Origin of the sequence: Neisseria sp. P0009.S010, assembly GCF_051958545.1 — a bacterium.
GTDB classification, from domain to species: Bacteria; Pseudomonadota; Gammaproteobacteria; order Burkholderiales; family Neisseriaceae; genus Neisseria; species Neisseria subflava_A.
Window position 1 is genome coordinate 294,451 of the sequence record NZ_JBQCVH010000001.1, and the last position, 13,778, is coordinate 308,228.

General features: G+C 51.6%; 13 protein-coding genes. 6 read left to right on the plus strand and 7 right to left on the minus strand.

What is annotated here, in order from left to right; genetic code table 11:
* Positions 1 to 23: 23 nt before the first annotated feature.
* From ACTHSN_RS01335 to ACTHSN_RS01355, 5 genes are all read right to left on the minus strand, one after another.
* Positions 24 to 2,207: a type I secretion system permease/ATPase gene (locus tag ACTHSN_RS01335; protein WP_070461465.1), complete on the minus strand. Its 2,184-nt coding sequence runs from the start codon at positions 2,205 to 2,207 to the stop codon at positions 24 to 26.
* A 43-nt stretch (positions 2,208 to 2,250) separates the two neighbouring features.
* The gene (locus ACTHSN_RS01340; RefSeq protein WP_440365019.1) at positions 2,251 to 3,480 is read right to left on the minus strand and encodes a TolC family protein; all 1,230 of its coding nucleotides are present in this window, start codon (positions 3,478 to 3,480) and stop codon (positions 2,251 to 2,253) included.
* A gap of 304 nt (positions 3,481 to 3,784) precedes the next feature.
* Positions 3,785 to 5,047, minus strand: a complete 1,263-nt coding sequence (locus tag ACTHSN_RS01345) for an RsmB/NOP family class I SAM-dependent RNA methyltransferase (protein ID WP_107810294.1) — start codon at positions 5,045 to 5,047, stop codon at positions 3,785 to 3,787.
* Between the two features lie 35 nt (positions 5,048 to 5,082).
* Positions 5,083 to 5,952, minus strand: coding sequence for a DUF1853 family protein (locus tag ACTHSN_RS01350; protein WP_440365020.1), 870 nt, complete (start codon positions 5,950 to 5,952; stop codon positions 5,083 to 5,085).
* Positions 5,953 to 5,991: 39 nt separating this feature from the next.
* Positions 5,992 to 6,807 (minus strand): RNA methyltransferase, encoded by an 816-nt coding sequence (locus ACTHSN_RS01355; protein WP_188211279.1) that lies wholly within the window; start codon positions 6,805 to 6,807, stop codon positions 5,992 to 5,994.
* A gap of 175 nt (positions 6,808 to 6,982) precedes the next feature.
* Here ACTHSN_RS01355 and ACTHSN_RS01360 point away from each other — a divergent pair, with 175 nt between their 5' ends.
* The 6 genes from ACTHSN_RS01360 to ACTHSN_RS01385 all read left to right on the plus strand — a co-directional run bounded on the left by ACTHSN_RS01360 (position 6,983) and on the right by ACTHSN_RS01385 (position 11,685).
* A complete protein-coding gene (locus ACTHSN_RS01360; RefSeq protein ID WP_188211280.1) occupies positions 6,983 to 7,768 on the plus strand; it encodes an inositol monophosphatase family protein in 786 nt (261 codons plus the stop codon).
* Positions 7,769 to 8,032: 264 nt separating this feature from the next.
* The gene (proB, locus tag ACTHSN_RS01365; RefSeq protein WP_222570419.1) at positions 8,033 to 8,836 is read left to right on the plus strand and encodes a glutamate 5-kinase; all 804 of its coding nucleotides are present in this window, start codon (positions 8,033 to 8,035) and stop codon (positions 8,834 to 8,836) included.
* 9 nt (positions 8,837 to 8,845) lie between these two features.
* Positions 8,846 to 10,096, plus strand: coding sequence for a glutamate-5-semialdehyde dehydrogenase (locus ACTHSN_RS01370; protein WP_188211281.1), 1,251 nt, complete (start codon positions 8,846 to 8,848; stop codon positions 10,094 to 10,096).
* 88 nt (positions 10,097 to 10,184) lie between these two features.
* On the plus strand, positions 10,185 to 10,496 hold the full coding sequence (grxD, locus tag ACTHSN_RS01375) for a Grx4 family monothiol glutaredoxin (protein WP_003681608.1): 312 nt from the start codon (positions 10,185 to 10,187) through the stop codon (positions 10,494 to 10,496).
* A gap of 147 nt (positions 10,497 to 10,643) precedes the next feature.
* On the plus strand, positions 10,644 to 11,270 hold the full coding sequence (upp, locus tag ACTHSN_RS01380; protein ID WP_003746048.1) for a uracil phosphoribosyltransferase: 627 nt from the start codon (positions 10,644 to 10,646) through the stop codon (positions 11,268 to 11,270).
* A gap of 97 nt (positions 11,271 to 11,367) precedes the next feature.
* On the plus strand, positions 11,368 to 11,685 hold the full coding sequence (locus ACTHSN_RS01385) for a DUF2322 family protein (RefSeq protein ID WP_049335566.1): 318 nt from the start codon (positions 11,368 to 11,370) through the stop codon (positions 11,683 to 11,685).
* A 61-nt stretch (positions 11,686 to 11,746) separates the two neighbouring features.
* Here ACTHSN_RS01385 and trxA read toward each other — a convergent pair whose 3' ends face one another.
* On the minus strand, positions 11,747 to 12,079 hold the full coding sequence (gene trxA / locus ACTHSN_RS01390) for a thioredoxin TrxA (protein ID WP_003681479.1): 333 nt from the start codon (positions 12,077 to 12,079) through the stop codon (positions 11,747 to 11,749).
* Between the two features lie 126 nt (positions 12,080 to 12,205).
* Positions 12,206 to 13,771, minus strand: a complete 1,566-nt coding sequence (locus tag ACTHSN_RS01395; protein ID WP_188211282.1) for an ABC transporter ATP-binding protein — start codon at positions 13,769 to 13,771, stop codon at positions 12,206 to 12,208.
* Between the last annotated feature and the right edge of the window lie 7 nt (positions 13,772 to 13,778).

The window sequence follows — 13,778 nt, forward strand, 5'->3', positions numbered from 1 at the left end:
TAGGTTTCAGACGGCCTTTTGCTTTATCGTGCTGCTGATTGAGAGGCAGCAGCAGCTTGTTGCTGTTGTTTGGCGTTGGCTGCTTTGGCCTGTTCGTTTTGCATGAGTTTTTGCAATACGAGGTCACGCGGGCCGTCCATCACGACTTTACCATTATCCATCACAATGATGCGGTTGACGATTTGCAGCACTTGCGGACGGTGGGTCACCAAAAGCATGGTGCGGTTGCGACCCCATTGGGCAATAGCATTGAGCGCCATGCGTTCGGTAGCCTGGTCCAGGCTGGTGGTCGGCTCGTCCAGCAAGACGACTTTCGGGTTGCGCAAGGTCATGCGTGCCAGGGCGATGATTTGTTTTTGACCGCCGGACAAGCCTAAGCCGTCTTCACCCAGAGGCATATCCAAACCACGTGGATGGTTGCGGATGATTTTGTCGAGGCCGAAGCGGTTGAGCGCAGTCAGTAAGTCTTGGTCGGTAGAGTAGCTGCCGGTACGCGCCAAGTCCATATTTTCACGCAATGTGCCGAGGAACAGGCGTGGCGATTGGCTCAACAGCAGGACTTGATCGCGCAGGAAGTTGGGGTCAAGCTGGCGCATATCGACGCCGTCAAGGGTAACGTTGCCTTTTTCAGTGTCGTACAGACCGCTGGCCAGTTTGAGCATGGTGCTTTTACCGCTGCCGATACGGCCCAAAATACCGACTTTTTCACCCGGTTTGATGGTCAGGCGCAAATCTTCGACGGCGCTGTTGTTGTCGGCTTGATATTTGAACGATACATTTTCAAAGGTAATGTTGCCTTGTACGTTGTCCAAAGTAATGTATTTGCGTTCCGGATTGCGCTCGATAGGGCGGGTAACGATGTCGTTTACACCTTTGAGGGCAAGTTTGGCCTGTTGGAAGCGGGTGGCCAAACCAGCGATTTGTGCCAACGGCGCCAAGGCGCGGCCGGACAGAATCACAGAGGCAATCAATGCACCCATGGTGATACGTTCCGCATGGTTGTCGGCATGAATCAAATAGGTACCGACGACGACCAAGAAGACGGTATTGAGCTGCTGCATGGCAACGGCGAAGTTGACCATGAAGTTGCTGGTGTCTTTGACTTTGATGGAAGAAGCGGAAGTTTTGGCGGTGTATTCGTCCCAACGTTGTTGCGCCCAAGATGTGGCGTTGTTGGTTTTCAGGGTTTCGATGCCTTCGATGGCTTCAACGGCAAGGCCGGAGCGTTGCGAACCTTCTTTCATCGATTCGTTGATGTGGCGAGAGAGCGGGCGTTGTACGACAAAACCGACAATCACGACAATCGGAATGATGGTTAGGGGAACGAGTGCCAGTTTGCCGCCGACCATGGAAATTACGAAGATAAACAGCAACAGGAAAGGCAAGTCGACAATAGTCAACAAGCTGGCACTGGTCATGAACTCTCGCACGGCTTCAAATTCGCGCAGGTTGCTGGCGTATGAACCGGAAGAAGCTGGACGGTCTGCCAGACGTAATGCCATCACGCGGCGGAACAGGGCGGAGCTGATGATCAAGTCGGCTTTTTTGCCGGCAATATCGGTCAAATGACCACGAATCATCTTGGCGGCAAATTCAAACAAAATCGCCAAGACCACGCCGATGCTCAATACCCACAAGGTTTCATAGGCCTGATTGGGAATCACGCGGTCGTACACGTTCATCACATACAGGGAGCTGACGAGCGCAAGGAAGTTGATAATGATGGTGGCCAAAATGACTTGGTAGTAGTAGCTGCGGAAACGCCAAATGACTTTCCAAAACCATGCTTTGGGCAGATGGTATTCAGGCAGCTCCGAGCGCATATCGGTCGCCATTTTGGGTTTGATAAACCAGCAGTAGCCCAAATACAGGCCGGAAAGCTGCTCGTGGCTGAGTTCCTGTTCCAAACCGTCTACTTGGCGGATATGGTATTTGCGCTCTTGGCCGGAGCCTTCGATTTGGGTGATGACCGCTGCCTCTTCGTTGTGCAGGATAATCATGACCGGCACGGCGAGCGAGGGGATGTCTTCCAGATTGCGCTTGGATAAGGTGTTTTCAAAGCCGTGGCTGCGCAGGACTTCGACCAGTGAGTGATAGTTGACCTTGAGCTTTTTGTCGCGCACGACTTCGGCGGACAAAGCGGCTTCGGATACGGGCGCACCCAAAAGGCGGGTCACTAAAACGATGTGTTCAATGATGGCTTTCATATTTTTTCGCGTAATGTTTTTGGTTTAACCGGCGGATATGGCTTTATTTTTGTGCCAAACCGACCCAAGCGGAGATCTTGGCCTGGGTATTTAAATAGTCGAGCGCTGCATCGCGGAAATCGTTGCGGGCGGCAACGTAATCCTGTTCGATGGAGGATAACTCGCTGTATGCGCTCAAAACGTCGGTCAGCGTACGTCTTGCAACTCTAAATTGCATTTCATAGGCTTTGATAACATCTTTTTGAGCAAGAATATGTTGAGCTGTTAATGCGGTGCGCTGTTCACTTTCCTGCATATCGATGGCCGACGTTTGAACGCGTTCGTTCATGTCGCGCAGGATTTGTTCGGACTTGGCCTCTGCGGCAATCAATGATTTGGCATTGCGCTCTACATTGTGTCGTGCGGCAATATCCAGCACATTCCATGCAACGTTTAAATAAAGCTGTCTGGTGTTGCGCGTTGCACTGCCTTCCAAATTGAGGGCAGGCAGGCGTTCGGCTTTGGACGCATCCAAATCTGCACGGACGCTGTCGCGTTCGGCTAATTGTGCCTGATAGGACGGATTATTGTTGCGGTTGGGGTTGTTGTAGCGTTCGCTGATGGATTTTGCCGTGTCGTTTTTAAACGGATCTTCCAAATCGTTGGCAGTCAGCTGGCGTGAGGTATAGCGGGACAGGCGGCTCAGCGCCAAATCCATGGTGCGGCGTTGTTGGGCAATGATGTTTGCCACTTGTAGTTGGCGTGCGCGCGCTTCAATCAGTTCAAAGTTGCGACCGGCATCCTGTTTGACGATTGTGGTCAGGGTTTTTATGAGGGCGTTATGGCGCGCCAAAGTCTGTTCGTTGAGGATCAGGGTTTCTTTTGCACGCAATGCGCTCAGGTAGAGGCGGCCGATATCGCTGCCCAGCTGCTCTTGGCTTTCGGTGTATTTGTGTTGATAGTATTCTTCGCGGCTGCGGTCGCGGCGGACGGCGGCTTCAATTGCACCCCATGAGTAGATGTTTACGCTGCCGCGCACGCCGATACCGTCATCCATGTTGTTGCTGTTGTATTTATTGTGTTGCGCCAGCACTTTCGTGCCGGTCAGGGTAACGACAGGATAATGGCGTGCACGCGTGGCTTTGGTCGTGCTTTGCGCTGCTTCTTGAGTGGCTTTGGCTTCACGCACAATCGGGTCGCTGATTAAAGCGTCCCTTAGGATGTCTTGCAGGCTGTATGCAGAGGCCGTCTGAAACGGCAGCAGACAGCAGGCGACGGCAACGGCCGATGACAATAAACGGGGCTTTGTGGGTGAAGAATAAATATGCGACATGATTTTTAACCAAATGATTTATATATTATCGTTGTCTGTATCGGGTATCGCCTGAGGCATGACCGGGCGAATTTTGAACGAGAACACATACATTTACAAAGCATAAAGCATTTTTTCCAGCTTTTCACAATATTCTGATGAAAGGTCGAGATACAGGCCTCAAAGTATATTATTGCAAAGCGCGACTATCGTATCTAATAATTTTAATGTAAAAAATCTATCAAAAAGGCCATCTGAAAGGATTTCAGACGGCCTTTTTTCAACCTTAATCCTTACGTTGCAATACAGCGGAAAAGAAGCCGTCGGTTTGGTGTTCTCCGGAGTTGAGGCGCAGGTATTTTCCGGTATCCAAATCGACCTTTAGGCTTTGCAGAAGTTCGGCGCAGTTGACGAGTTCAAATTCGGGATGTTCGGACAGGAAACGTTCGACTTGCAGCTCGTTTTCTTCCGGCAACACGCTGCAGGTGGCGTACACCAAGCGGCCTTGCGGTTTGACCAATTTGGAGGCGGCATCGAGGATGCTGTGTTGCTGTTCCAAAAGGTTGGCCACGGTCTCGGCGGATTGGCGGTATTTGAGGTCGGGATTACGACGCAGCGTGCCTAAGCCGGAGCAAGGGGCATCGACCAACACACGGTCGGCTTTGCCTGTCAGTCGGGCGATGCGGGTATCGTGTTCGCTGCTGATGCGTTCGGGGTGGATGTTGGTCAGTCCGGCGCGGGTCATGCGCGGTTTGAGGTTGGCAAGGCGTTTTTCGGCGATGTCGAAGGCGTAGATTCTGCCTTTGTTGGCCATTTGCGCACCGACAGCCAAGGTTTTACCGCCGGCACCGGCACAGAAATCGACAATGATTTCGCCGCGTTTTGCGCCCACCAATAAGGCAAGCAGCTGGCTGCCTTCGTCTTGGACTTCCAACGTGCCGTCTAAAAACAGTTCGTGTTTGTTAAGCGCGATTTTGTTTTTCAGGCGGATGCCCCAGGGCGAATAAGGCGTGGCCTCTGCATCGGCACTTTCGGCTTGCAACAATGGCAGCACTTTATCGCGTTTGCCTTTCAAGGTATTGACGCGGATGTCGAGCGGGGCAGGTTGGTTGATGCTGCGGCCGAAAGCGAGGATTTCTTCTTCGCTCCAATGCTGTTGAAGCTGTTCCACCAGCCATTGCGGCAATTCTGCGGCGGTATTCAGGCCGTCTGAAAACTCGGTTTTACGAGCTTTCAAATTGCCGAGAAACTCTGTTTCTTCTTCTTCATCAAGCAGGTCTTTGATTTGGCTGATGTTGGTACTTCTGCCAAGAACCAGCGCGGCGAGAGCGGCTTTGCGCGGCTGCGCGTGCGGACGGCGCAGGGCGGTACTGATTTTTTGATAGTGGCGCAGCGCGGCAAAGGCAGTTTCGGCGATTTCGTGGCGGTCTTGGCGGCCGAGTTTTTTGTGTTCGCGGAAATAGGCAGAGAGGACGGCATCGGAAGGCTGTTTGAAAGTCAGCATTTCAGCCAAAACTTTGGTGGTATGGTCGAGTTGTGCGGCGTTCATAATGTAATGGGTTCTCTTAAAGTTAGTAAATGGTTTCAGACGGCCTTCATGATGCGTTCGATTTCGTGCCAAAAGCCGTCCGGCCGTAATTCCAAAACGGCAATCAAGCCTTGGTCGATACGGCGGATTTCGGTTTCGTTTAATGTTTCGGTTTCGGCGACACGCGCAGGTGCAAGATAGGCCATGCGGTCGAGCAAGTGATAACGCGCTTCTTGGCGTTCAAACCCGTATTCCGCCCAATCTTGAATATAGATGCCGCGCCAGCCGTATGGATTAAGCGGCGGCTCAAAAGCATGGAAACCTTGTGGAAAAAATCCAATGCCGCGCACGATGGAAGCAGGGAGCGGATTTTCCGGCAGGCCTTGTGCGGTTAAGGCTGCTTTGCCTTGCAGTGTATGTAGCAGCTGGGATTGCTGCACCAATTTGGCGGCCTTGTCCGTCAGCGTGTCTTTAGGGTTGAGACCGCGCAGGTTTTGCACTTGGTCTCCGCCGTAGTATTTACACGCCAGCTCGATATGGTAGGGCTGTTGGTTGAGGGAAACGACAAAATCCGCGGCGCCTAAAGTTTGGCCGTCTGAAAAAACGGGCAGATTGTATGCGTGCAGTTTGGCGTGCAGCGCGTTGGCAAACCAAAATGCCAGCAACTCTTCGGCATAAATGCCGAGACGGTGGCCGAACGGGGCGCGTTGGTCAAGATAATCCGTCAACGGCGCGGGATCGGCGTCCAATGCTAAAAGGTAACGGAAACCGTGTTCCCCCAATAGTTCGCGCACGCTCAATTCGCAACCGCTTTGCCACAAAGGCGGCGCAGTCAGCAGCGAGGCTAGGTCGCGGACGGGTTGGCTGGTGAGTTTCCACCATAATGCGTCTAGGGCGTAATTCATGCTTATCCGAATATCAGTCATGCCGTCTGAAAAGCTGTAAATGTTTTCAGACGGCCTTAATCAGTCTTTTTTATGGATACGGTGGCTGACGGTATTGAAAAAACCGCGCAGGATGTCGATGTCTTCGGTTTGTGTATTGGCGCGGCCGAACAGGCTCTGCATACGGCGCATCAGGCGTTCGCCGTTGCGGCGGTTGAAAAAGCCGATGTCGTTCATCACGCTTTCCATGTGGGCGACCATGCCTTTGATTTGCTCATGGGTCGCGGCGTGGTCTTCCTGTTGAAGATGGGTCATGGGCGAATCGGTTTGGCTGAAGATTTCGTAGCACACGACCTGCACGGCTTGGGCGAGGTTGAGCGAGAAATAGTCGGGGTTGCCGTTGATGGTCATCAGTCGGTTGCAGGCTTGGACTTCTTCGATGCTCAAACCGAACGTTTCGTTGCCGAAGACCAGCGCCACTTTCTCGCCGCGGTTGGCGGCCTGCAGTAATTCGGGTACTAACTCGCGCGGGGTTTGCAGCGGCGCAGTAATTTCGCGGCGGCGGCTGGTCAGGGCGCAGGCGATGGTGGTGTCGGCAAGGGCTTCGTCCAAAGAAGCGGCAATGGTGGCATTTTCCAAAACGTCTGCCGCGCCGGAAGCGAGGATGAAACTTTCCTCCGGTAATTTAAACGATTGCGGATGATCCGGGTCGAACACGGGCGGATTTTCCGTCATCGGCGTTGCCATCAGATTAGGGGCGACGATGGTCAGTTTGTGCAGGCCCATTGTTTTCATGGCGCGCGCGGCGGAGCCGATATTGGAAGGATGGCTGGTGCGCGTGAGGATGATGCGGATGTTGTCCAGATAAGCGGGCAGGGCGGGTTTTTCGGAAGTCATGTTTTGTTTTCTGTTTGTACGGGAATCAGGTATAATGCGCCATCTTTTTGTTTTCAGACGGCCTTTTTCCATGCCGTCTGAAATGTTCTTTAACAGCATCGGAAACGATTAACAGCCTCTTGTGTGCCTTGTTCGGCGCATTAGGGCGTATTTTACCTGAATTAGGAAGAAAACCATGAATCCGTTTTTAAATACCGCTTTCAAAGCCGCCCGTAAAGCAGGGCAAATGATGATTCGCGCCGCCGGCAATCTGGATGCCGTCAAAGTAGACAGTAAAGCATTCAACGACTTCGTTTCCGATGTTGACCGCAGCTCTGAAATGATTTTGGTAGAAGCGCTCAAAGAAGCCTATCCGCATCACAAAATCACTTGCGAAGAAGGCAGCTCCCACGGTAAAGCCACCGCCGAGTACGAATGGATTATCGATCCGCTCGACGGCACAACCAACTTCCTCCACGGCCATCCTCAATACGCTATCTCTATGGCACTCCTGCACAAAGGCGTGTTGCAAGAAGCTTTGGTGTACGCACCTGAGCGCAACGACGTATATATGGCTTCCCGTGGCAAAGGCGCGTTGCTCAACGACCGCCGCATCCGCGTTTCCAACCGCATCGAATTGAACCGCTGCCTGATCGGCACCGGCTTCCCTGTTGTCGATCAAAGCATGATGGACAAGTATCTGGCGATTTTGAAAGACTTCTTGGCAAAAACCGCCGGCGGCCGTCGTGAAGGCGCGGCTTCTTTGGATTTGTGTGCCGTTGCGGCCGGCCGTTTGGACGGTTTCTTTGAGTTTAATCTCAAACCTTGGGATATTGCCGCCGGTGCATTGATTGTCCAAGAAGCAGGCGGTATCGTTACCGATATGTCCGGCGATGAAGGCTGGTTGGAAAGCGGCGACATCGTTGCGGCCAATCCTAAAGTATTGGCGCAAATGCTGAAAATTATTTCCGACCATCAATAAGCGATTGTAGGGAACGGTCTGTATTTATCTTTGCAGACTAGAGTTTCAATAATCGGTAAAAGGCCGTCTGAAACCTGAAATAGGGTTTCAGACGGCCTTTTGTTTTGTTGTTAACGGATTCGTGTAAAAGCTGAAAATATGGCTTTTGAAGGGGGCACTTTTTAATTTTGTCTGTATTTTCTATTGCTTCGCAGTTATGATGTGGATTGGCTTGGCTGAAATAATGCCGCGTGCAATCATAAAAATAGAAAGCAGAGGAGAATAATGAAACGAGATTTTGAAGCAGTAAAACGCATTGTCATTAAGATTGGAACCAGCTCTTTGGTGTTGCCAAACGGTAAAATCAATTTGGCAAAAATCGACCAACTGGCCTTTGTCATTTCCAGCTTGGTTGGAAAGGGCAAAGAAATTGTGCTGGTGTCTTCCGGCGCGATGGGCTTTGGGCTGAATGTCCTTAACATGGAAAAACGTCCGGCGGAAATGGCGCAGCAGCAGGCTGTTTCCAGCGTCGGCCAAGTGGCCATGATGAGCCTTTACTCGCAGATTTTTTCCCATTATCGGATGACGGTATCGCAAATCCTGCTGACGCGCGATGTGGTCGAATATCCGGAAAGTTTGGCAAACGTTACCAATGCTTTTGAATCCCTGCTTTCCATCGGTGTCATCCCTATTGTCAATGAGAATGACGCGGTCAGCGTGGACGAGATGGATCATGCGACCAAATTTGGCGATAACGACCGTTTGTCGGCAGTCGTGGCGAAAATCGTTAAAGCCGATTTGCTGATTATGTTGTCCGATATCGACGGTTTGTTTGATAAAAATCCGGCCGTTCACGCCGATGCCAAGCTGCTCAGCCATGTGGCCGATATTACCGAAGAAATTATTGCTTCTGCCGGCGGCTCGGGCAGTAAGTTTGGTACGGGCGGCATGCTCAGTAAGATTAAGAGCGCGCAGATGATGTTTGAACATCACGGCCAGATGGTGTTGATGAACAGCGCCAATCCGCGCGATATTCTTCAGGTTTTAGATGGCGCGCCTATCGGAACGTGGTTTGCACAAGAGAAATAGGGAGGTTTGATGAGCTATATCGAACAGTTGGGCAAGAATGCCCAAAAAGCCAGCAAAACGTTAATCAGCTTGGGAAGCGTAGAAAAAAACAATCTGCTGCGTCAGGTCGCAACGGCGTTGGTTGAACAGGCTGAGGTGATTTTGGCAGAAAATGCCCGCGATTTGGCCGCTGCAAAAGAAAACGGCATTTCGGACATTATGCTTGACAGGCTGCGTTTGAATCACGAACGCATCAAAGGCATTGCGGAAGGCGTTGGGCAGGTTGCCGATTTGCAGGACCCGATTGGGCAGGTTGTCCGCGGCTATACCAATTTGGACGGTTTGAAGATAGTTCAAAAACGCGTGCCTTTGGGTGTGGTCGCCATGATTTTTGAAAGCCGCCCGAATGTTTCGGTCGATGCGTTTTCTTTGGCCTTTAAAACCGGCAATGCCATTATTTTGCGCGGCGGCCGCGATGCCATTTATTCCAATACCGCATTGATTGCCGTCATCAGGCAGACTTTGGTACAAGCGGGAATGGATGCCGATGTGGTGCAGCTGGTTGAAGATACCAGTCATGCCGCTGCCGAGGAATTGATGCAGGCGGTTGATTATATTGATGTACTGATTCCGCGCGGCGGCGCGCGCTTGATTCAGACGGTGAAAGAGAAATCGAAAGTTCCCGTCATTGAAACTGGAGTCGGCAATTGCCATATTTATGTCGATGACAGCGCCGATTTGGAGATGGCGGTCGATATTGTCGTGAACGCCAAAACGCAGCGTCCGAGCGTGTGTAATGCCGCGGAGTCTTTGGTTGTTCATGAAAAGATAGCGGAAGCGTTTTTGCCCAAATTGGAAGAAGCCGTTTCCAAAGTGCATCCGGTCGAATTTAGAGCCGATCAGGAGGCATTGCGTATGTTTCAAAATGCTGTTTTGGCAACCGAGGAAGATTACAGTACCGAGTTTCTTGACTATATTATGTCGGTCAAAACAGTGAAATCAGTGGAAGAAGCCGTCGATTGGATTAACGACCATACGACGCATCACTCGGAAGCGATTGTGACCCAAAGCATTGCCCATGCCGAGTTTTTCCAAGAAAGCATTGATGCGGCGGCGGTTTATGTCAATGCGTCCACTCGGTTTACCGACGGCTTTGTGTTCGGATTGGGTGCGGAAATCGGGATTTCCACCCAAAAGATGCACGCCCGCGGCCCGATGGGTTTGGAAGCGCTGACTTCGACCAAGTTCTACATTAACGGCAACGGTCAGATCCGACGTTGATAAACGCCCCTCAACTTCATCAATTTGCGTATAATGGCGGGAAATTTGATTTTCCCCGAACAACCGATTTAGTAAAAAGGAACACACCATGTCCTCTATCCACGATCAAATCAAAGAAGTCGTTACCACACACCGCGTCGTATTGTTCATGAAAGGCACGAAGCAATTCCCGCAATGCGGCTTCTCTTCCCGTGCCGTACAAATCCTGAATGCGGCAGGTTGTACCGACTATGTAACCGTCAACGTATTGGAAAACGATGCCGTACGCCAAGGCATTAAAGAATACAGCGACTGGCCGACCATTCCTCAACTGTACGTTAACGGCGAATTTGTCGGCGGCTCTGACATTTTGATGGAAATGTACGAAGCCGGCGAACTGCAAGAATTGTTGAAAGCTTAAGCATTTTAAATATTCCCGCAATGTAAAATTGTTGACAAAGGCCGTCTGAAACCCTGATTCAGACGGCCTTTCGCATGAATACGCACTTTGCGCGCCATGCGAAAAAAAGTATAATCCCCCTCCATCAACGCAATTCGGAAAATCAACATGAACGTTACCGTTATCAACCACCCTTTAGTCCGCCACAAACTCACGCTGATGCGTGAAGCGGATTGCAGCACTTACAAATTCCGCACGCTTACCACCGAGTTGGCACGTCTGATGGCATATGAAGCCAGCCGTGACTTTGAAATTGAAAAATACATTATTGACGGCTGGTGCGGCTCCATCGAAGGCGACCGCATCAAAGGCAAAACGCTGACCGTCGTCCCGATTTTGCGTGCCGGTTTGGGTATGCTCGACGGCGTACTCGACCTGATTCCGACTGCCAAAATCAGCGTTGTCGGCTTGCAGCGCGATGAAGAAACTTTGAAACCGGTTTCTTATTTTGAAAAATTTGTCGACAGCATGGACGAACGTCCCGCGCTGATTATCGATCCAATGTTGGCGACCGGCGGCTCTATGGTTGCCACTATCGACCTTTTGAAAGCCAAAGGTTGCCGCAACATCAAAGCATTGGTATTGGTTGCCGCACCGGAAGGCGTGAAAGCCGTCAACGAGGCGCATCCTGATGTAACCATCTACACTGCCGCGCTCGACAGTCACTTGAACGAACACGGCTACATCATCCCCGGTTTGGGCGATGCCGGCGATAAGATTTTCGGTACACGTTAATTGAAATGTTTAAGGCCGTCTGAAAAGTGTCAAACCTAAACTTTCAGACGGCCTTGTTATATGGTTTGCTTTAAAACCCACATCAGAAAGGACAATCATGAGCTTCCAAGATAATCTTGCCGCCATGCCTGCCATCGATCATTTGAGCGGCTTGGATATTCTCGACAAAGAGGGTAATGTGGTTCATCACATTCCCAATGCACCCGGCAAACAAGGCTCGCTCAAGCTTTACCATGCTTTGGCGCAAGAGTTTGGCGGTAAACTTGACGCAGCGGCGGCAGAACGTGGCCTGGCATGGTTCGCCGAACATGTTGCCGATGCCGAAGCCAATCCGGGCAAACATCCGAATATTGATTTGCTGTTTAAAGTGAAAGCTGAAAATGCCAGCCTGACTTTGAAACCATTGGCTGCTTAATGAATACAAAAAAGGCCGTCTGAAAACAATATTCAGACGGCCTTTTTATATGCTTAAAGCCTTAAGCGATAGAGGCTTCAACGAATGCAGTCAGTTGGCCTTTAGCCAATGCGCCGACTTTAGTGGCAACGTTTTCGCCGTTCTTGAACACCATCAGGGTAGGGATGCCGCGAACGCCGAATTTGGCAGGAGTGGCTTCATTGTCGTCGATGTTGATTTTAACGACTTTCAGACGACCTTGGAACTCGGAGGCGATGTCGTCCAAGATTGGGGCAATCATTTTGCAAGGGCCGCACCATGGTGCCCAAAAGTCCAGCAATACAGGTACATCGGATTTCAAAACGTCTTGTTCGAAGCTGGCATCGCTAGCGTGGATAATCAATTCGCTGCTCATGTTTGTTTCCTTTTGAATCGGGATTAATAAATATGTTGTTCAGGATAGTGGCAGACAGGGAAAATTTCAAGTGCCGCCACTCGGTAATAGTTTTTTTGAAATGCGCCTATCGTAATCCTTAAAGATTCAGACGGCCTCTTGGACCATGTGGCCGGAGTGGGCAATCAAATGGCGCGTGTAGTCGCTGCTTGGATTGGCAAATACGCTTTCGCATTCGCCCTCTTCAACGACTTGACCGTCTTTCAATACCATTACGCGGTGGGAAATGGCGCGGATGACGGCGAGGTCGTGGCTGATGATGATGAAGGCGAGGCCGTATTCTTTTTGCAGGCCGCTGAGCAATTCAAGGATTTGTTGTTGCCATTGGACATCGAGCGCGCTGGTTGGTTCGTCCAATACGAGGATTTTCGGGCGGACAATGATGGCGCGGGCGATGGCGAGGCGTTGGCGTTGGCCGCCGGAGAATGCGTGCGGATAGCGTTCGAGTGCGTCTTCGGGCAGGCCGACTTGTTTGAGGACTTCTTCGACGCGGCGGCGCATTTCTTCGCGCGGCATTTCAGGTTCGTGCACGCGTAAGGCTTCGGAAACGGTATCAAAGACATTCATGCGCGGATTGAATGCGCCGAACGGGTCTTGGAACACCATTTGGATTTCGCGTCTCAATTCGCGTTTCCATGGCTCGCCGTTGACAATCAGGCTGCCTTCGGAATCGATAAGGTGCATAACGGCTTTGGCCAGTGTGGTTTTGCCGCTGCCGCTTTCGCCGATGATGCCTAAGGTTTCGCCGGATTTGAGGTCGAAAGAAATGGGGTTGAGGATGGTTTTGTCGCGTTTTTTAAACCAGCCGTCCGATTCTTTAACGGAAAAGGCGACGTGTTCGGCCTTGAGTACGGTGGCCGGGTTTTCAGGCAAGGGGGCGACGCGGCGCGTTGTGCCGGCGTTGAGCAGCATTTTGGTGTATTCGTGTTGCGGATTGGCGAAGACTTCGGCTGCTTTGCCGGTTTCAAGGATGCGGCCGTTACGCATAACGGCGACATCGTCGGCAAAACGGCGCACGAGGTTTAAGTCGTGCGTAATGTAGAGCATGGTCATGCCGTGGTCTTCCTGCAGGCGCGAGAGCAGGTCGAGAATTTGGGCTTGGACGGCAACGTCTAATGCGGTGGTCGGTTCGTCGGCAATCAGGAGCTTGGGCTGGGCGGATACGGCCATGGCAATCATGGCGCGCTGGCGTTGGCCGCCGGAAAGTTGGAACGGATAAGCCTGGGCTTTTTGCTCGGGCTGGTGGATGCCGGTTTCGTCTAGGAGTTCGATGGCGCGCGCCCATGCCTGTTTTTTATCCAAACCCAAATGCAGGGTCAGGACTTCGGCGATTTGTTCGCCGACGCGCATAACGGGGTTGAGGGCGGTCATGGGTTCTTGAAACACCATGCCGATTTCGCAGCCGCGCAGCTTTTGCAGGGCGCGTTCGGACTGGGTCAGCAGATCGGTTCCGCAATATTTCAGACGGCCTTCAAAGGTAACCATCGGGTTGAGGCGCATAATGCCTTGCGACAATACGGTTTTGCCGCTGCCGCTCTCGCCGACCAATGCCAGCTTGCGGCCGGGTTGCAAGGTCAGGTTGATATTGTGCAGGACTTGCTTGCTCGGAAAGGAGCCGTTTAGGTTTTCGATTTCGAGTATAGGTGTCGTCATGGTCGTG